This window comes from Maribacter sp. Asnod1-A12, from assembly GCF_045063735.1.
Taxonomy (GTDB): domain Bacteria; phylum Bacteroidota; class Bacteroidia; order Flavobacteriales; family Flavobacteriaceae; genus Maribacter.
Genome location: NZ_JBEFNZ010000006.1, coordinates 3,776,058 through 3,795,992, shown reverse-complemented (window position 1 = coordinate 3,795,992; position 19,935 = coordinate 3,776,058). Strand labels below are relative to the sequence as shown.

Below are 19,935 nucleotides of genomic sequence, written 5' to 3'. Positions count from 1 at the left end.
TCTTAGTTCGTATTTATTTTTGGTATACATAGTGTAAATATTGAACCTGCTTTTTCAGTACTTGAGAACTCTAGACTGCCGCCTAGGTTTTCAAGATGCTGTTTGGCAATGTTTAGACCAATACCGGTACCTTGTATCAACAAGGCATTTTTAGCTCTAAAATAACGATTAAAAATATGCTTTTGTTCAGCTTTAGGAATCCCAATTCCTTGATCTATAACTTTTATATAATAATGGTCGGTTTCTGTAAGTACGTTAATTTCAATTATGGAATCTTCAGGTGAATATTTAATTGCATTATGTATCAAATTTGATAATGCCAGCTCTAAAGTTTTTTCATCAAATTGAATACTTAAGTCATCTATATTGTCCGGATATCGAATTTGTTGACCAGATTTTAAAAGCATATTAGAATTATATACAACTTCATTAACAATCTTACTTAAAGGAAATTCTTCTATTTTGTAGTTGACCTTACCAGATTCTAAACGTTCTACAGATAGAAAATCGTTAAGTATGGTGTCAAGGTATTTTACCTTGTTTTTAATAGTGCTAACATGTTTGTCTCTTTTTGGTTGTTGCTCTGTTTGGGTGTATTTGCCTAATAAGGTAATGGAGGTTAAAATGCTGCTTAAAGGAGTCTTAAATTCATGTGAGACCAGAGATAAGAAACGTGTTTTTAATTCATTAAGCTCTTTTTCAACAGCTAAGGCTTCAGTAAGTTGATGTGTTCGTTCTTCAACTATTTTCTCTAAGTTTTCGGTATAATTTTTTCTTTCGGTAATATCAAGAATAAATGCAACAAATACTTTTTTATCTCCTAGATTAGATAACTGTAAGTGTACTTCAACTGGGTAGGTAGTACCGTCTTTTCTGCCATGTCTAGTTTCGAATTTTACTTTGCCAGTTTCATCATCCATCAATGGAGTTATCAATTCTTTAAATTTAGAATGGTCTATATCTGGTTTAATATCTACCGGTGTCATCTCGAACATCTCCTCAATTGAATACCCAATGTTTCTTTGTGCTTCTTTATTTACATTTAAAAACTTGAAGGTATCTGTATCAAAAACAAAAATTTCATTGAGCGATTCATCAAAAATACGTGCCCAATGGCTTAATTCTTCTTCTTTATTTTTACGTTCTGTAATATCAATAACTAAAGCCATAACATATGTGGCTCCGTAAAATTCAAACGGATTTAAACCGGCCTCTACAGGAAATTCCTTGCCATCTTTACAGATGCCATACAGGTTTCTACCATGCCCCATTTGTCTTTTATCACTTTTTGCAATAAACTTTTCTACATGGGCATCATGACCGGCATGGTATCTTTTAGGTATAAGAATATCTAAGGGTTTTCCTAACAGTTCTCCTTTTTCATAACCGAACATTTGCTCCGAAGAAGTGTTGGTGGCCACTACAATTTGATTGGAGTCTATCACGATAATACCTTCAGAAACACCTTCTGATAGTAAATTGAATATGTCGCTGTTTTCCTGAAAATCCTGCATATATCAAATATATCAATTACGACTGATTTCTATCATATAAAAAGTGCATGTTCCTTTATATTTTTACTAGAGAATAGATTAAAATAAGATATAATGGAAAACACTGCGAAGACAATGAACGGGCTATATGAAAGTTTAGGAAAACTCTTTTATGCTGTTGCTAAAAGTGATGGAACCGTACATGATAATGAATGGGATAAAGTTAAAGAGTATGTAAAAGAAGATTGGTTATATGTAGATGATTTTACCGATCGTTATGGTACAGATGCTGCTAACCAAATTGAAATTGTATTTAATATTTTAGCAGAGACCGAAAAAGAAAGTAAAGAGTGTTTTGGAGAATTTGTAGATTTCTATAAAGAACATCCTCATGCTTTTTCTGATGAAATAAAAGCCTTGACCAGAAAAACAGCCAAGGCTATTGCGAATTCATTTGCTGGAAACAACAAATCTGAACTTGTGCTTTTAGCAAAGATTAAATTGTTATTGAATTAAAACTATTTCATAAGCTTTTTAATATCTGGATTGGCATAAATTTTCTGTACCATATCACTATATAAGCTCGTGAATTTCTCATTTTGGGCCAAGTTGCCAAATAAAGATTCTTGTTTAATAAAAGCGAGTGGGTCTTCGTTGGTCTTACTTGCAGCTTGGTGCAACTGATCTTGCAGGGCGTCAATAATTTCAATGGATTCACCATTTTTATTTACCCCCTTGTCACTATAATAGCACCATGCCGCTATAACCAATGTGGCATGTTTAACGTTTCCGCCATTTGCTAAATTATCTTGAATGGTAGCGATTAAGAATTTTGGCAATTTTGCAGAACTTTCTGAACAAATACGGCTAACACTATCTTTTATGTTGGGGTTGGCAAAACGTTCTTGTAGACTGTCTTTATATTCGACTAGATCAATACCCTCTAATTTATCTAGTACCGGAGTTGCTTCATTATCCATAAACTCCCTCAAATATGATACGAAAACCTCGTCTTCCATACATGCATTTATTGTTGGGTGGCCATGTATGGCACCTAAAATACCAAGTACTGAGTGACCTGCATTTAAAAGACGCAATTTCATTTTTTCATAAGGTTTTACGTCTAGTACAAACTGTACACCTACGCTTTCAAAATTTGGTCTGCCGTTAGAAAAATTATCTTCAATAACCCACTGAATAAAAGGTTCGCAGGTAACAGGCCATTCACCTTTATAACCGTATGTATTCTTTAAATAATCAATATCTGCTTGCGTAGTAACGGGAGTAATACGGTCTACCATACTGTTGGGGAAACTTACTTCCTTTTCTATGTATGCCGCTAACTCCGCATCTTGTTTTTGTGCAAATGTCAACAACATCTCTTTTGCAACATCTCCATTATGTTGAATATTGTCGCAAGACATTACCGTAAAGGCAGGTAACCCGTCTTCTTTTCTTTTTTTAATGGCAGCGGTTAAAAATCCGTATATGGTTTTAGGGTCGTTTGGATGTTGTAATTCGTACTGTACATCTGCATTTTCAAAATCGAATTCACCCGTTGCTGGATTAAAGTTATAGCCACCTTCGGTAATGGTCAAGGACACTATTTTTGTATTAGGATGCGCCATTTGATCGATTACCAACTTGGGAGTATCATACCCTAATTTAAAGTCGATAATAGAGCCAATTACTTGAGAATCTATGTTGCCATCCGGATGCTTTACAATCAAAGTGTACATGCCGTCCTGTTTCTGAAGTACGTCATGGATTTTTTGATCTCCCTTTCGTAACCCTATACCGCAAATACCCCATTCAGAAGCATTTTCTTTTTCTTGAAGCAAGTTCGTGTAAAAAGCTTGGTGAGCTCTATGGAAACCACCAACACCAACGTGAACGATACCTACTTTAAGTGAAGTTCTATCAAATGTAGGTGTAGGTAATTGCTTGCTTATTTCTGCTAAATTTTCATTATTCAGCATGATTTCTTTTGTCATTTTTAGCTTAGTTTTTTTGATTTGCCACGTAGTAATGCCCAATAAGCAGTAACAAAATATGTTACAGTACATATAAAGGCGTAACGATAAAAGGTTTCTCTATTTTCAACATAGATATTTTCGTTAGCACTGTCAAAAAGCACAATGCCTGCCAATACCAAGGTTATAATAAGTGCCACAATCGAAACCAATTGTATAACCTTAGTAAGTAGCGAGGTGTCTTTTTTAGGTTTTGTCTCTAATTTGCTTTTTTCTTCTTGATATGCTTCAATTTGCTGGTTTCTCAACTTTTCGTTTTCCTCAGCTTGCGGGTACTTATTTTTAGCTCCGTATTTGCCAGCAAGAACTGTGTAAATAACAATAGTAAAAATCCAAGTAGGAATGAATAGGTAAAAGAAAGACATCACGTTTAATGCATTTAAGCCAAAACCGAATACCAACCCTAATCCCCATGAAACAATTGCGGGTGTACTAAACGTTAAATTTCTATATTGAGACCAATAACGTGTATATCCTATTCTTGGAAATATTTGATGTTCAGCAAACACAATACCACCAACAGGAACAACCAATAAACCTGCATAGGTTAATAGCGGTAAAATCTGTGAAAATACAAATGGGAAACAGGCTATGGCAATAGTGATTAAGCCAACAACGATAGTTGTCTTTTTTCGAGAATGTTTGTAAAAAATAGCTTGTGCAGCTAAGCCTGCTCTGTATAAATTTGTAATTGCAGTGGTCCAACCAGCTACGATTACAATCACAAAACCAGACCATCCTAAGGCGTAAAAGGCAACATCTCCCGGGTCTAGTTCAACTATTGTTTTGCCTAATATTACAGCGGCACCGGCTCCCATAATACCTGCAGCGATCCATGCAACATAATGTCCGAACATCATACCTGTACTAGTAGCTAGAGCATAAGATTTCTTTTTGGCAAATCGTAATAACGCCATATCGATCAAACCAAAATGTGTTATTGAATTTGCCGCCCATGCAAAACCTATGACTTCTATAAGACCAATACCGGGTTCGCCAGCACTATCAACTCCTGTCCAAATAGATTGGTCACCGAGCGATATCAGATCGTTCCATCCGTTAGGTAATGTTGTGCCTAAAACATCTAAAGAAAGAGCTGGTAGTAATACCATTGCACCACTTGTAAACATTACAAAAAGCCATGGTGCGCATATACCTGAAAATTCAGATACTGCATTAAACCCATATAAAGCGATTGATACTACGACTACACCAACTAAGAATACAATAAGTACAAACCACAAATTTGTGGGGTACCAGTTTAATTGTGCAGGTATATCAAAAGCAAATCGAACTGCGGTAGCCGATACGGTTATCATAGCAGCAGATATTACAGAGAAAATAATGACATTAGCCCAATTATAAAGCTTGGTCATAGAATCACCTGCAATTTTATTTAGGTAAGTATATAAACTTAATCTAGTTTCTACAGCGATAGGAGATGTAATAAACCTCCAGCTTAGAACTGCTAAAATATTACCGATCAATAGACCAAGAATTATGTCCATTGTTTTTGCACCAAGTGCTACAAATGTGGCTCCGATCACAAACTCTGTAGCTGCTACGTGTTCTGCAGCATACAAACCTGCAAAATGTGTCCAATCGTGTAATTTATGTTTTGCAACGGGTAGTTGTTCTTCGTTTAAATTTTCAAACGTTGTTTGTTCGTTAATGACAGACATAAGTTGAGTTGGTAGTTAGGTTCTTAAAAAAAAATAAATTGAGTGCTGCTTAAGGTTTTTGCACCTTTTTGATTTTAAAATCAGGCTTGCAATGTATTTAAATTTGTTAAGAACCTTTTACTAAAATTTGTTAATCTTCAAATTCTTTACCTGCTAAAAGAAGTATTATGTATAAATGAAGCTGTTTTAATGAGGATATATTAACTTTTAAAATCATTTTCACCTAATCCATTATTGAATTTAATATTGCTCCAATTTACTTTGATCCAGGGTTTATCACTTACATCTGCTTCCCAAGTAGATTTTTTATATTTTCTGTTGGTTGGAAATAACATTCCGTCAACTTCTTCATATTCCACTTTCATAAGATTAGGTTTGTCCATAGCACCATAGTCGGCAACCGTAAAAAGAAATTGATCGATAAGAGCTGTATTTTTGTTAAAGTACAGTTGATATATATCTGTGGGTTTTGAATTCTTAAAATCAAATGACACTTTAACTACATCATAGGTGAAGTTATCTAATGTTTTTTCTCCGATATACTCGTATGATACTCCTGGATCCATTAATTTTTGAAACATTGTAAACCAATAGAAATTAGTTGGTCTATTAAAGGCAACTCGTTTTAAGGCTATACTATCTTTTACAGTTTGTCCTTCATGTTTAAGCCAATAATTTTCACCATCAAAACCTTGTTCAATAGATCCTTTTAAGTCACTTAAAGTTCTTTCGTGTTGTTCGTATTTACCATAAGATAGTTCACCTGCGAAAATGTATTTTTCAGTTGTAACATCTGTTTTTCCATCAGGTGTTTGGTAGGTATAAGTATATACAACATCTTTTTTATTTCGTAGAGTTCTGTAATCGCCTACTTTTTCGACCATTTTTGAAACTAGTTCATGCCCTTTGTTTTTATAGGAAATTGCCTTAATTAGCTCTTTTTTATCTTTTTTTTCACCTTTGCAAGAGGTTATTAAAATACTTAATACAATTAGTGTAGATAATGTAAATCTCATATGTGGTTATTATAATTTGGTTAAACGAGTGCACCATTAGCGCCAATGACTTGACCTGAAATCCATTTAGAGTCATCACTGGCTAAAAATAAAGCAACTCTAGCAATATCAATTGGTTTAGCCAATCTATTAAAAGCGTTCATGCTACTTAATTTGGCTATAAATTCATCGGTCTTTCCTTTTAAAAACAATTCTGTTTCTGTAGCTCCTGGTGCTAGCGCATTTACAGAGATGCCTCGACCAATTTCTTTAGAAAATACCCTTGTCATTTGCTCAACTGCTGCTTTAGATGCAGAGTAAAGAGCATAAGTAGGGAACATTAATTTTACAGTACTAGAAGATATATTTATGATATTACCGTTATCGGCTAATTTACATTCAGCTTCTTGTAATGTGTTGAAAATACCTCTTACATTAATGTCAAACTGTTTGCTAAAATCTTCTTGAGTATTGTCTTTAAGTTCTTTAGAAATCATTACTCCGGCATTGTTAATTAGTACATCTACCTTACCAAAAGATTTTATGGTTTTATCAAATAATTGAGATACTTGTTCTCTGTTACTAACATCGGCTTTAATAGCAATGGCGTTACCACCATTGCTTTTAATTTTATTTACTGTGGCATTTGCTTCATCTTCACTGTTAGAATGGTTTACAACAACTTTGGCTCCATTCTGGGCTAATAGAAAAGCGATTTCTTGACCTATCCCTCTTGATGCTCCTGTAACGATGATTGCTTTGTTTTCTAATTTCATTTCTTTTACTTTTTTGAAATATTGTTATAGACTGATTAATTTTTTTGCTACCAATGTTAAGTCAGGTTCATGAATCTCTGGAGTAGGGGATAAAGGATATAGTTGTGCGCCAGGTCTACTAATAAATGCACCTCTCCAATTAGCCCAAAGTGCCCCTGAAATATCCCAGCCGTGAGCAGCTACAAGCAGGCACTCTTTTGGCTGAATGTTCATTTTTCTGGCAGCCCAGTTATACGCATCTACATGTGGTTTAAATTTCCCCATATCTTCAATACTCAAGCGTTGATCAAAATATTTGGTCAACCCAGAATTTTTAAATTGAGTTTCAACTCCTTTGTTCGATGAGTTGGTGAAAGAAACCAATGTATAGCCCGCATCTTTTAAAGATTGTAAAGCTGATGGAACTTCTGGGTGAGCAGGTAAAGAACGTATAGGGGCTACAATAGACTTTTTAGCTTCTTCATGGCTTAGCGTAATACCGTTATTTGCAGCAACCATTTGTAAAGCTGCAGCACCGATAATGGCAAAATCATTGTATTGATTTGCAACTGTTGATACTAAAGAGTATTGCAACATGGTCGTAAACCAAAGTGGTAGCAAATCATTTCTGCCATTTAAAGCTTTTGCAACACTGTCTTTCATTGCTGTTAAATCTAACAGGGTTTCATTGACATCAAAAAAAAGGATTTTTGGTCTTTCAAATAATTGTTCTTTTTTATTGGCAAACCCCATGGCAGGGATGGTTGCACCGGCGGCACCAAGTATGGTAGATTTTTTAATGAAGTCTCTTCTGTCTTTGTTCATAGTATTTAAGATTATAAAAACATTCTATGCAGTATGTTTTTAGGTAAAAAAATTATTGTTTTATCTGTTTTAAGTAAATAGATAGTCCCTTTAGATATTCATCAATCACTTTATCATCATCATAAAGCTTACGAATTCCGCGTATGCCTTCAAAAGCGCTAATTAAATAAATAGCCGCTGCGGCACTTGAAATATCTTTTTTAATAGAATGATCTGTCTTTCCTCTTTCTATTAATTCTATCAGGGCTCTTTTCCATTCCTCAATAATGTTTTTCAGTGCTTTTTGATATACTTTTTCATTATCACCAATTTCATTGATGAGATTATTTGTTGGGCAACCGTGTTTCTTCTCGTAGATTGTAAAAGACTTAAGGCTGTTTAGAAAAGTTTCTTCTAAAATAGTATATGCATTACCATTTTGATAAAGCGGATACACCATTCTTTTTTGAACTCTACTTTGTAATTTTTGGGTAATAACGGCTATGCCTAATTCTTTTTTATTTGCGTAGTGATGATAGAAAGCTCCTTTAGTCAAAGTAGTTGCCTTCATTATCTTTTCTATGCTAGTGGTTTTAAAACCATCTTCATAAAACAACTTAAAAGCCTCAGTGAGAATGAGTTGTTTTGATAACTCTGATTTTAATGCCTGTTTCATATAGTAAATATGCCCAATAAAATACGGAGTAGAATGTTTTTGATAGTGTTTAACGTATTCTTAACTACCTAACAGTTTGTTTTATTTGTTTTAAATATAAAATGTAGTTAGTGAGCAAAAATGTACAATTTATAGGTTTGTGCAACTAAAAATTCTTTTAATTTAGGTTCAGTCGATACTCATTAGGACTCATAGAAGTTTTCTTTTTAAAAATTTTACTGAAATATTGGGGGTATTCAAAGCCAAGTGAATAAGCTATTTCACTAGCACTTTTTGTTGAGTTCAAAAGTTTGTTCTTGGCTTTTTCTATGATGTATTGATGAATATGATCTTGCGTTCCCTGACCAGTTTCTTTTCTAAGTAAATCGCTTAAGTATTTAGCCGATATATTTAATGCTTCTCCACAATATTGAACCGTTGGTATACCAAGTTCAATTTGTTTGTTTTGGCTGTAGTACTCTTTTAATAGTGTATTAAAATTGCCAGCTATATCTTTGTTTAAATTGGTTCTTGTATAAAATTGTCGGTCATAAAACCTGATGCAATAATTAAGTAACAATTCTAAATTAGAGATAATAATGGTTTGACTATGTGTGTCAATATTACTGTTATATTCTTTTTCTATTTTTTGAATTATTTCGGTTACTGTTTTTCTTTCATCATCTGATAAATGTAGGGCTTCGTTAGATGCGTATTCAAAAAAAGAGAACTGTTCTATTTTTTTACCTAATTCAGATTTTCTAATTAAATCTGGATGAAACATCACCGTCCAACCTTGGTCTTTGGTATTAATGTTTTGTTTTTCAAACTCCATGATTTGATCAGGAGCCATAAAGATCATTGAACCTTCTTGGTAATCATATGAATTTCTACCATAATTTTTAATGGTAAAAGCGCAATTATCTTTTAAACTGATATGATAAAGACCTAAGGAATATTTAAAATTTTCTAGACCAATTTGGTTCCAATTTTCGCCAATTCTCAATACCGAAATTAGGGGGTGTTTTGGTTTCTCTAAACTAAAGTAAGAGTGAACATCAGCAACACTTTCTATTTTAATTATTTCCTTCATTACAAATAAGTTAAATGTTTTGCCACCAGTTAGGGTAGGTGGTAACTGAATCTTTTACTATTATTTCTTGCCCAATTTGTGGTGCAATTACTTTAATATTCAGTTCGGCAGCTTTTGCTTCAACTCTAATAATTGGATCGGTCCATTCGTGCAAGGCTAATTTGAAACCTGCCCAGTGAATGGGCATTATCTTTTTTGCTTTTACATCTAAACCAGCTTGTGCCGTTTCTTCTGGCATCATATGAATATCTGACCATAATTTGTTGTATTGCCCACATTCCATTAACGCAATGTCAAAAGGACCATATTTGTTTCCAATTTCTTTAAAATGATCTGCGTAGCCACTATCTCCGCTAAAAAATATATTTTCGTTTTCTGAAGTAATTACCCAAGAGCTCCAAAGTGTACTTTGTGCATTGTTTAAGCCTCTACCAGAGAAATGTTGAGCTGGCGTACAAACAAATTTTAACGAACCAAATTGTGTCTCTTGCCACCAATCCATCTCTGTGATTTTGGCACCAGAAACTCCCCATGCGGTCAAATGATTGCCAACACCAAGGGGTGTATAAAAGTGATTTGTTTTATTCTTGATCTTTAGAACAGATTCGTAATCCAAATGGTCATAATGATCATGAGAGAAAATAACTGCATCAATCTGTGGTAATTGTTCAATTGCAATTGGAAATTCTTTATTAAAACGCTTTTCACCTAAAAGTGGGTGAGGGGCTGCCACCGCGCCAAACATTGGGTCTATTAAAATATTTTTTCCTTCGATCTGTAATAAAAAAGAGGAATGCCCAAACCATATCAATCTTGCTTCTCCTTTATAATCGGCAATATCGATTGAATCTATTTTACGTGGTTTTAAATCTTCTTTGGGGCGCCCATTGGGTACTTTGGTGGTGAAAAAAGTATATGCTAAACTTAGCTTGTCAGAAAAGCTTAAGTCTTCTGGAACAGGTTTTACATTACGGAATTTACCCTTGTTAAACTGGTTGGATTTTTCATAAGTTCGTTTTTGCTCTTTAGTGCTGTTACCTCCAAAACTTGGATAAAAATTGGTGAACGCCAGAACGGCGATAACCAATATACCTATTATTGCTAGGGTTGTTATCATTATTTTTTTTAAGATTCTTTTGATCATTCTATTTATATTGACTCATAATCACTTTATCAAATATACGGTCACCAAACCATTTGCGGACCGTTATTGCTAACTTGGCAGAATAACCTTTAACGTATCTAATTTTCGGTTTTTTTACTGTAGCCGCCTTGGCTATCGTCTTGCCTAATACGTTGACATCTGTAAAACGATCATTTGTAAAATCTTTTTTCATGGTATCTGCCACTGAATTTGCAAATGTTGCATAGGCGCCCGTACCTGAAGTTTCTCTCAAACTTTCTGCGGCAATTAATCCCCAAGGAGTTTTTATTCCGCCAGGTTCTACAATGACTACATCAATACCAAATGGCTTTAGCTCTAGACGCAGGCAATCGCTCCATCCTTCTAAAGCATGTTTTGTGGCAAAATACCAAGCTCCTAATGGTAAATACACTTTTCCGCCCATAGAGGATATGTTTACAATTCTACCATACTTCTGTTCCCTCATTTTTGGTATGATTAATTGTGTAATACGTGCCAAACCAAATATATTCACCTCAAACTGTCTTTTGGCTTCTTCTAACGGAACATCTTCTACTGTACCGTAAGATCCGTAACCGGCATTATTGATTAAGATATCTATTCTACCTTCTTTATCAATTATGGTATTTACACACGAAACAATGGAATCATCTTTGGTTAGGTCTAAAGGCACAATATGTATTCCTTGCGCTTTTAAATCTTGCATTTCTTCCATCCTTCTTGCAGCTCCATATACAATGTAACCCTGATTTTTTAATATGTTGGCTGTAGATTTTCCCATGCCAGATGATGCCCCTGTAATTAATGCTACTTTACTCATGTGTATTTGTTAGAATATAGAATTGATTATACTTTGACAAAATTAAAGGGATACTTGCTGATAATTGTATGCTAATTGCCGAATGTTGAATACTTTTTACATATTATATTTATTCAGGTAACATTATGGAACAAATAAGCCTCTAAGTACAAAATTTGTAGATAGAGGCTTTAATCTATTATAACTTCCCGTTATGTATTAGTTTCTTGCGTGATTTAACACACACAAACTATTTTAGACTGCTGGTTCTTTAGTTGTATTAAAATACTTTTTCTTCAACCAAAAAGAAACCTTCACTAAAAATATTAGAGCAGGTACTTCAACTAGCGGACCAATAACACCTGCAAATGCCTGACCGGAATTAAGACCAAATACGGCAATGGCTACAGCTATAGCAAGTTCAAAATTGTTTCCGGCTGCCGTGAAGGCTACTGATGCTGTTTTGTCATATTCTGCACCTGTTGCCTTGGTAAAAAAGAATCCGATAATGAACATTAAGGTGAAGTAGATTAGTAATGGTACTGCAATGATGAGCACATCCATAGGTATTTCTACTATTAATTCTCCCTTTAAAGAGAACATGATAACAATGGTAAACAATAAGGCTATCAATGTCATAGGTGAAATTGTCGGTATAAACTTGGTAGTATACCACTCTTCACCTTTTAACTTCACTAAAATCAGCCTGCTTAATATTCCCATTAAAAAGGGTAAACCTAAATAGATAGCTACACTTTCGGCAATGGTGCCAATAGAAATATCAACGATTGCGCCTTCAAACCCAAAATAGGGTGGAAGTACCGTAATAAATATCCATGCATAAAAGCTATAGGCAAATACCTGAAAAATACTGTTCAGTGCAACTAACCCCGCACCATACTCGCTACTACCATCGGCAAGATCGTTCCAAACCAAAACCATGGCAATACAACGCGCAAGACCAATAAGAATAAGACCAACCATGTATTCTGGATAATCCGACAAAAAGGTAATGGCTAGTATAAACATTAAAACAGGACCTATAATCCAGTTTAAAATTAGACTTATAGATAGTATTTTGGTATTCCTAAACACCTTAGGTAGCAATGCATAATTTACCTTTGCCAGTGGCGGATACATCATTAATATCAACCCAATGGCAATAGGAATATTTGTGCTGCCACTACTAAATGAGTTTATGAAACTTGGGAAGGTTGGGAAGAAATATCCTATTCCGACACCAAGTGCCATGGCGGCAAAAATCCACCAGGTTAGGTTTTTATCTAGAAAACTTAATTTTTTAGAAGCCATTTTTACTTGTTGATTTGTGAGAATATGTAAAATAATTCCGTAGCAATCTGTATACTTCTTTCAGCATATTTCTCTGCCTGCTGAGGAGTATTATCAAAAGCCTTAGGATCTTCAAAAGTTATAGGAACTCTTTTTTCCGCTCCAGCTATAAAGGGGCAACCACCATCTGCTTGTGAGCATGTCATGACTGCTGCAAATTGTTCTGACGGATTAAAAGGATCTTCATATGATTTAGAAAAGCCAATTACCGGATGCTCGTTGTCAGCATACTTAATAGCATAAACCGGATTAGTGGTCTCTGATAATTTTTGAATCTGAAAACCTTGATTCTCTAATGTCTCCGCCACCATAGGGAATAGGGCAGTAGCTTCTGTACCACCAGAATAGCAAAACACATTTTTAATACCATAATAGTTTGCCATAGTCTGTGCCCAAACTTGAGATAAATGACTTCTTCTGGAGTTGTGGGTACAGATGAAATTTATTCTGATTTCTTCACTAGCATTCGTTTTCTCTTGAATGTAATCTACCAATGGTTGTAAAACAACTTTACGATCTGCAGTAATAGAATCGGTATTCAGTTCTTTTATTAAACTCTCAATTTCTGGTAATATATTCGTTTTTGTAGTAATCATTTTCTTTGGTTTATTTAAAGGTTAACAGCAATTTCCGTCAGGAGAACAACACGGTTCATTATTAATATCCGAAAGTTTTACTTTTTGCTTTTCTTCGGGAATACCACATTTGTCTTTTGCCAAACAATCTGTTTGTTTAGAGGTCAATGTAAAATAAGTACCGTCAAAATCAAGACCAAATTTTTCAATGGTCTGTCCTTGGTATTCCACCTCAATTTTCAAATTATCTATCCCTAAAACCTTTTCCGATAGTTCAATAATATTGATCAGTTTTTCTGGGTGAAGCCTGTGGTCATAATCATTGGCATTCCATAATTGGAAGTTGGCAACTTCTTCGTTACGAACAGTACCACCGCAGTCAATAAAATTCTTGGTGATCTTACCAACTTCGGTTACGTGAAAATGATTGGGTACCAATTCACCATTTGGTAATTGAAACCCTATGGTGTCTAACTGTCCTAAAAGCTCTTTAATTTCTGATAGTCTCATAATGTTATGTTTTAAATTTTAATTTCTATTATTTGTTTATCGTAATAAAACGATTAATCATGTTAAATTTTTTTTAGCAGCAACTGTTGCTAGAGATATCTTGATCTAGAAATTGCGCCATAATATCTTTCATGCTAGACCAGTTGTCTTTATCAATACAATAACAAACGCTAGTACCTTCTACATTACCTTTTATTAATCCTAAATTCTTCAATTCTTTAAGGTGTTGTGATATGGTAGGTTGTGCCAAGCCTATTTCGCTGACCAAATCGCCACAAATACAAGTGTCTATCTTGAACAAATGCTGTAATATAGCAACACGTGCAGGGTGACCAAAAGCTTTTGCGAACATTGAAATCTTGTTCTGCTCATCGGTAAACATTTCTGTCTTTGCTAATCCCATTCTTTTAACTTAATTGTTTCATTGCAATATTACGATAATATATTTTATAACTTAAATAAAATTGTTTTTTTAACTAATTCTTACCAATTCTGTCTGTAGCAAAGCAATAAGCATAATATAGATTTAATAATTAGTTGTTGTCTTTTTAATTAAAAGGCATTTCAATAGACCAATCTTATCCAATATTTTAAAATCTTTTAATATTTTAATGCAAACTTTTGAAAATGAGTAATTTCTATGTAACTTTTATCTAGAATTAAAACACTACAGAAAAATGGCATTAACAAAAGAGACAAAAGGAAAGGGTACGCATACTACGGTTACGTTTACCGTTGGGGCAAATGAAGCTCCAAGTGAGGCGAATGTGATATTGTTGGGAGACTTCAATGATTGGCAAACCAACGATAGTTCTTACCAAATGGAAAAAAAGAACGGATCGTATGTAAAAAGTATAAAACTGGAAACAGGTAAAAGTTATGAGTTCAGATACTTGAGCGAAGACAAAGGATGGTTTAATGACCATGCTGCTGATGCTTATGTTCCATCTCCGTATGCAGGCATAGATAATAGTGTTGTTGATTTAACCGCATTACCGGCGAAAAAGAAACCGGTTAAAAAGGCGGCTGCCAAAAAACCTGCAGTTAAAAAGCCAGTAGCGAAGAAACCTGCAGCTAAGGCTAAGAAAGATGATTTAAAGAAAATTGAAGGTATAGGACCTAAAATTGCTTCTATATTAACAGAGAAGGGGATAGGTACCTTTGAGAAATTAGCAGGAGCTTCGGTAAAAACGCTTGAAGGAATTTTAAAAGAAGCCGGGCCACGTTATACCATGCATAAACCAGGTAGCTGGCCAAAGCAAGCTAAATTAGCTGCTTCTGGTGATTGGGATAAATTAAAAACTTTACAAGATAAATTGGACGGTGGTAAATAATTGCCAAAACCAAACATAACAAAAAGCCCTAAGGTATATTCTTAGGGCTTTTTTTATTCCAAGATTTTTATTTCATATTCGATTGACTTTTTGAAAATAAGGTGTTACTTTTTTGATTATTATTTTTTTTATTTCATTCTAAATAAAGAATCAATAAAACTTTAAACTTTTTTTGAGAAGCACTTATTCTTGTTTTCATTTTCATTTATCTTGAATCTAGTTCCCGCTTGTACTTGTATAATAAATGCATAAAAAGTGTGGACCTTACTAATCTGATAATTTCATTAAATATGCACACCAATTTTCATATTAAATTTATAACCGTTCTTTTTATATTACTTGTAGGGTGTAAGAATAAACAAACTACTGGTTTTAAATTTAGTGAAACTAGTATTTCATTAATTCAAGATGCAATGAACAAGGGTGAAGTTAATGCTCAATATCTTGTTGAAGGTTATTTAAAAAGGATAGAAGCATATGATAAAAAAGGACCTTCAATTAACTCTGTTATTCTAGTTAATCCCAAAGCAATGGAAAGGGCCATTTATTTGGACAGTTTATATTCTAGAGGAGTTATTTTAGGACCTTTGCATGGAATACCCATTATTGTAAAGGATAATTACGATGTTAAAGGTCTTCCCACAAGTAACGGAACATTAGCCTTGAAAGATTCTTATCCTCCCAATGATGCTTTTTTGGTAAAACAAATGAAAGATGCAGGTGCTATTATTTTAGCAAAGTCAAATCTTGCAGAATTTGCTTCCAGTGGTTACTTTACTGTGAGTTCAGTTTTACCTGGTTATTCTAGAAATCCGTATGATACACGACGAACTACAGCAGGTTCTAGTGGTGGTACTGCAGCTTCTATTGCGGCAAGTTTTGCAGTAGTGGGTCTTGGTACAGATACCGGTAGTTCTATAAGGGGTCCTTCTTCACACCAAGCACTTGTAGGTATTAGATCTACTATGGGTTTGACTAGTCGTGATGGTATCGTTCCTTTAGCGCTAACAAATGATATTGGAGGTCCTATGGGTAGAACGGTAGAAGATGTGGCAATTGTTTTTGATGTAATAGCCGGCTACGATTCAACAGATGTAGTAACTGCAAAAAGTATTAATGTAAAAGAAGAATCCTACCAATCATTTTTGGGTAGAAGTGTAGTTGACAAAAGGGTAGGAGTTGTTCACCAGTTATTTATTCCTGAAGAATCTGACTCTAGTGTTTATCGGTTGATGATTAAAGCTATTAAGGATATGTCAACTTTAGGGGTAACTATGGTAGATTCTGTTAAGTTACCTCATTTAGACTCATTAAATAAAGCCCGTACAGCAATTAGTGAACTAAAAAGAGATTATAATGGGTATTTGGCAAGTTTAGGTGATAGTGCTAAGTATACATCTTTACAGGAAATTATTGAATCGAAAGAATATCATCCTTATTTGAAGAGTAATCTTCAAAACGCCCAAGCGGATGTAGATATACCAGAAGAGCATAATGACTGGGGCAAGAACCAAGAACTAAGGCAAGCATTAAGAGATCATATTACCAATGTAATGGATAGTTTAAATTTGGACGCTTTGATTTATCCAACCTTTACTTATCCACCAAGATTGATAGGAGATTTAAACGGACCGAGGGGCGCTAATAGTATAAAACTGTCACCTCCAACAGGTTTTCCTGCAATTGCCGTACCAATGGGGTACTCTTATGATAAATATCCGGCAGGTTTTCAATTGTTAGGTAGACCATTTAGCGAAGGTTTATTGTTTCAGTTAGCTTACGCATATGAACAAAAAATGAAAAATAGAAGAGCTCCATAGGGTTTTCCAGAATTATAGAAAATAGTGTATCTGTTTAAAGTATTACGTTAATCGATTATATTCTCTTGTGTTTTTATCTGGGGTGCTTGACCTATAGTATTGAGCGATAAGAACTAAATATTGTTCATAGTCCGTTTTACGATGCCACTTGTTTTTGTATTATAGTATACTTTTTTTTACTTACTCTTCTTTCGATGATTTCTCTAAAGTGTCTTGTTGAAATGACCATATCTCAGAGATTGGCACTATTTTTCTTGTCAAATCATCAATGTGCTTATGTTCTGTCCACAAAAATGGATAGAATGTGATACCTTGATTTCCATTAATTTCAGATATTTCTTTTTCCCAACCTGTCCACCGTGCATTAGCGTAGAATTGAGATAGATCACCAGTAAATGTCCACCATAAAAAATCAGAATACCCAATATCCATAGGCTCCCATTCTAAAGCATCAGGTGCGAAATAATAGATGTTACCTAAATCATTACCCAATGCACCTCCGTTTATGGCATAAAATCCGCCGACTACATCATCGGCAACTAAGAATATAGCTGGTTTATCTCCGTAATCTTTGAACGTTTTACCTTTGTTAAACTTAGGTAAAGTTCTATCTAGCTTTTGGTTAGCAGAACCCAAAATTCTGATCCAACCATGGTCTATTAAGAGACCGCCAGTTTCATATATTATAGCTCCCATTGGGGAGCGAGTTGACACTTGAGTTTGATACAGTGCATTGTCTGCTTCTTTCTCGTTTTTGGGTAGAATTTCAACTTTATTGGTTGCATCATTTATCCATTCAGTAACTAATGTCCAGCCTGGTTCTTCAATATTTATTAATTCATTTATTGATTTCATACAGATTTAATGATGCGTTGCAAACACCGATTTAATATGGTTATTTTTCTATTAGAATCTGTTACTTCTCTCTTTTAAACAAGAATTTATGTACTCGGTTTAATGTACTGCCCAAAAAGTTCCAAAATTTATGTAGAATTCCCTCAAAAATTACGTCAATGAAGAAACTAACTATAGCATCAAAAATCATCTTGTGTATTTATAAACTTTAAAATCTTAAATGGTGGTAATTAATAGAGTAGAGGTAAGTTACTATTTGGTTATTGCCCAATCTTGACCTTCGTATTCTGTCCAGGAACAATCTTCGGGTTCTTTTAATATGCTTTTGACCATTTCAATCAGTTTCGGGTCTTCGTCCTTAAAAATTGGTTCTCCTGCCATAATTAAGGCTCTGCTTAGCTCATCATGCATTTTATCTTTGTTCTGCACTAAATAGTTTAATTGCCCTAGCCTTAGATGTAAAAGCGGATTGCCGATGGTGTCTTTAAATTGCAGTGCAAAATTGAAATTATCAAAAGCATCTTCAATCCATCTTTCAGAAAAACATACTTCAGCGATATGCAGAATTACATATCTACCTTCCCTAGTTCTTTTTTGGTCGTCAGTTAACGATTCATAAATTTTCATGAGCTGGTTAACCCTAGTCTCCACATCTAAATCTTTATTAGTGGTGATTTTGTCGATGTCGGCTACTTTATTTGCTATTGACTCTGGTATGTCAATGTACTGCTTGATCTTTGCAATGTTCGCTTCTTTTTTAGATTGTAATTGAACAGTTTCCTGTTTTTTGTCGCTCTTCTTTAAAAAATCAAATAGACCCATATGAATGCGTTGTAATATTTAATATTTCTTTTTAAGTATTAATCTTCTTTCAATTTCAACAGTACCTCTTTACCGTGTTCATTATTAGGGTCTAAGGCTACAGATTTTTCATACATTTCAATAGCTTCATCTTTTTTGTCAGACATGAGTAAAGCTTCACCATAACTATCATAAGCATTGGCACTTTCTGGAAATAATATGGTGGTTGTTTTAAATACGTCTAGCGCTTTGTCCAATTCTTGGGTTTGTAAAAAGGAGTAACCCAATGTATTTAAATCGTGTTCTGAACGATTATGGACCTTAGTTTTGATTGATAGGTCAATTGCATTGTCCAAAGCCTTTTGTAAGACTACATTTTGTTGATTTTCGTCTAGTGTTTCTACATAGGCTTTAACAATGGCGTTGATTATTAAACCAGGATTATCATTAAAAATAGCATGACCACTGCTTTCAGCTATAATGTTGGTTACATTGTTGTTATTATTGCCTAAATCTACATGTACCTTTTTCCATCTATTGGCGTATTCTTCTGGATATACTGGGGCAGATTTATCAGGAAAAATGTTTGCAACAGGAATATTTTCAGGAAACTGTGTGTTTCGTAATGAACGCATAATTTCATTGTAATTAAAATTCAGGTAATAATCGCCGGTACCCTTTGGTATGGTGTTTATGTCAACAAACATATCTCTCATAGCCAAGAAATCTTCATTCCAGAAATTACTAAGAGTTGCATCTATTAAAACAATCGATTTAACTTTCTTCGGATGTTTATTCGCGTATAGAAGATTGTATAGTCCGCCGTAAGAATGCGATACCATAATTATTTCATTGTTGTATCCTAATTTTGCAAGTGCGGTTTCCAGTTCTTTAATTCCGTTTTCAATATCGAAATCTGAATCGTTCTTCAATTTCGGATTCAATTCACTTTGTCCGAAACCTGATCGGTCATAGGTTATTAATGTAGTGCCCGTAACTTTGTGTATCCTTTCTAAAATAGAAGTCCAAACAGAACTGTCATCACCGCCACCAGCTTCAAAAAGAATGGGTGTGCCTACACCTTTCATAATTTTGAAATGCATGTTATAGCCATCAATATCTACTAATTTATCTAGCGTTTGAGAATGTATAGTGAAGGATAGAGCGAAAATGGCTAAGAAGGTAAAATAGAAGTTTTTCATTTTTGGTTGGTGTATTATAGTTCTGGTAATTTACA

Annotated in this window: 20 protein-coding genes; 3 read left to right on the top strand and 17 right to left on the bottom strand. The window is 34.3% G+C overall.

Annotation, left to right across the window (positions count from 1 at the left end):
- Window positions 1–2: 2 nt before the first annotated feature.
- Window positions 3–1,514, bottom strand: a complete 1,512-nt coding sequence (locus ACJJVP_RS16365; protein ID WP_405415331.1) for a PAS domain S-box protein — start codon at window positions 1,512–1,514, stop codon at window positions 3–5.
- Window positions 1,515–1,607: 93 nt separating this feature from the next.
- On the opposite strand from ACJJVP_RS16365, the gene ACJJVP_RS16360 reads away from it, so the two are divergent.
- The gene (locus tag ACJJVP_RS16360) at window positions 1,608–2,009 is read left to right on the top strand and encodes a hypothetical protein (RefSeq protein WP_405415329.1); all 402 of its coding nucleotides are present in this window, start codon (window positions 1,608–1,610) and stop codon (window positions 2,007–2,009) included.
- Window positions 2,010–2,011: 2 nt separating this feature from the next.
- On the opposite strand, the gene ACJJVP_RS16355 is transcribed toward ACJJVP_RS16360, so the two are convergent.
- The 13 genes from ACJJVP_RS16355 to ACJJVP_RS16295 all read right to left on the bottom strand — a co-directional run bounded on the left by ACJJVP_RS16355 (window position 2,012) and on the right by ACJJVP_RS16295 (window position 14,291).
- Window positions 2,012–3,487, bottom strand: coding sequence for a mannitol dehydrogenase family protein (locus ACJJVP_RS16355; RefSeq protein WP_405415326.1), 1,476 nt, complete (start codon window positions 3,485–3,487; stop codon window positions 2,012–2,014).
- Between the two features lie 2 nt (window positions 3,488–3,489).
- Window positions 3,490–5,208, bottom strand: coding sequence for a purine-cytosine permease family protein (locus ACJJVP_RS16350; protein WP_405415324.1), 1,719 nt, complete (start codon window positions 5,206–5,208; stop codon window positions 3,490–3,492).
- A 200-nt stretch (window positions 5,209–5,408) separates the two neighbouring features.
- Entirely contained in the window at window positions 5,409–6,224 is an 816-nt protein-coding gene (locus ACJJVP_RS16345; RefSeq protein ID WP_405415322.1) for a hypothetical protein, read from the bottom strand.
- 20 nt (window positions 6,225–6,244) lie between these two features.
- Window positions 6,245–6,979 carry an SDR family oxidoreductase gene (locus ACJJVP_RS16340; RefSeq protein WP_405415320.1) on the bottom strand — a complete coding sequence of 245 codons (735 nt, stop codon included), beginning with the start codon at window positions 6,977–6,979 and terminating at the stop codon, window positions 6,245–6,247.
- 24 nt (window positions 6,980–7,003) lie between these two features.
- Window positions 7,004–7,783: a haloacid dehalogenase type II gene (locus tag ACJJVP_RS16335; RefSeq protein ID WP_405415319.1), complete on the bottom strand. Its 780-nt coding sequence runs from the start codon at window positions 7,781–7,783 to the stop codon at window positions 7,004–7,006.
- A gap of 52 nt (window positions 7,784–7,835) precedes the next feature.
- A complete protein-coding gene (locus tag ACJJVP_RS16330) occupies window positions 7,836–8,438 on the bottom strand; it encodes a TetR/AcrR family transcriptional regulator (protein ID WP_405415316.1) in 603 nt (200 codons plus the stop codon).
- A 157-nt stretch (window positions 8,439–8,595) separates the two neighbouring features.
- On the bottom strand, window positions 8,596–9,510 hold the full coding sequence (locus tag ACJJVP_RS16325) for a helix-turn-helix domain-containing protein (RefSeq protein WP_405415314.1): 915 nt from the start codon (window positions 9,508–9,510) through the stop codon (window positions 8,596–8,598).
- Between the two features lie 10 nt (window positions 9,511–9,520).
- Complete coding sequence (locus tag ACJJVP_RS16320; protein ID WP_405415312.1) at window positions 9,521–10,627, bottom strand: MBL fold metallo-hydrolase; 1,107 nt, start codon at window positions 10,625–10,627, stop codon at window positions 9,521–9,523.
- Window positions 10,628–10,655: 28 nt separating this feature from the next.
- Window positions 10,656–11,474: an oxidoreductase gene (locus ACJJVP_RS16315; protein WP_405415310.1), complete on the bottom strand. Its 819-nt coding sequence runs from the start codon at window positions 11,472–11,474 to the stop codon at window positions 10,656–10,658.
- Window positions 11,475–11,708: 234 nt separating this feature from the next.
- Window positions 11,709–12,764 (bottom strand): ACR3 family arsenite efflux transporter, encoded by a 1,056-nt coding sequence (gene arsB / locus ACJJVP_RS16310; RefSeq protein WP_405415308.1) that lies wholly within the window; start codon window positions 12,762–12,764, stop codon window positions 11,709–11,711.
- Between the two features lie 2 nt (window positions 12,765–12,766).
- The gene (locus tag ACJJVP_RS16305; RefSeq protein ID WP_405415306.1) at window positions 12,767–13,399 is read right to left on the bottom strand and encodes a low molecular weight phosphatase family protein; all 633 of its coding nucleotides are present in this window, start codon (window positions 13,397–13,399) and stop codon (window positions 12,767–12,769) included.
- A 21-nt stretch (window positions 13,400–13,420) separates the two neighbouring features.
- Window positions 13,421–13,888, bottom strand: a complete 468-nt coding sequence (locus tag ACJJVP_RS16300) for a DUF6428 family protein (RefSeq protein WP_405415303.1) — start codon at window positions 13,886–13,888, stop codon at window positions 13,421–13,423.
- Window positions 13,889–13,961: 73 nt separating this feature from the next.
- Window positions 13,962–14,291 (bottom strand): helix-turn-helix transcriptional regulator, encoded by a 330-nt coding sequence (locus ACJJVP_RS16295; protein ID WP_159303781.1) that lies wholly within the window; start codon window positions 14,289–14,291, stop codon window positions 13,962–13,964.
- A gap of 274 nt (window positions 14,292–14,565) precedes the next feature.
- On the opposite strand from ACJJVP_RS16295, the gene ACJJVP_RS16290 reads away from it, so the two are divergent.
- Both ACJJVP_RS16290 and ACJJVP_RS16285 read left to right on the top strand, forming a co-directional pair.
- Window positions 14,566–15,222: a helix-hairpin-helix domain-containing protein gene (locus tag ACJJVP_RS16290; protein ID WP_405415300.1), complete on the top strand. Its 657-nt coding sequence runs from the start codon at window positions 14,566–14,568 to the stop codon at window positions 15,220–15,222.
- A gap of 413 nt (window positions 15,223–15,635) precedes the next feature.
- A complete protein-coding gene (locus ACJJVP_RS16285; RefSeq protein ID WP_405415297.1) occupies window positions 15,636–17,042 on the top strand; it encodes an amidase in 1,407 nt (468 codons plus the stop codon).
- 180 nt (window positions 17,043–17,222) lie between these two features.
- On the opposite strand, the gene ACJJVP_RS16280 is transcribed toward ACJJVP_RS16285, so the two are convergent.
- The 3 genes from ACJJVP_RS16280 to ACJJVP_RS16270 form a co-directional block, all read right to left on the bottom strand.
- Window positions 17,223–17,897 (bottom strand): DUF2625 domain-containing protein, encoded by a 675-nt coding sequence (locus tag ACJJVP_RS16280; RefSeq protein WP_405415295.1) that lies wholly within the window; start codon window positions 17,895–17,897, stop codon window positions 17,223–17,225.
- Between the two features lie 252 nt (window positions 17,898–18,149).
- A complete protein-coding gene (locus ACJJVP_RS16275; protein WP_405415293.1) occupies window positions 18,150–18,719 on the bottom strand; it encodes a hypothetical protein in 570 nt (189 codons plus the stop codon).
- 38 nt (window positions 18,720–18,757) lie between these two features.
- Window positions 18,758–19,900, bottom strand: a complete 1,143-nt coding sequence (locus tag ACJJVP_RS16270) for an alpha/beta fold hydrolase (protein WP_405415290.1) — start codon at window positions 19,898–19,900, stop codon at window positions 18,758–18,760.
- Window positions 19,901–19,935 lie beyond the last annotated feature (35 nt).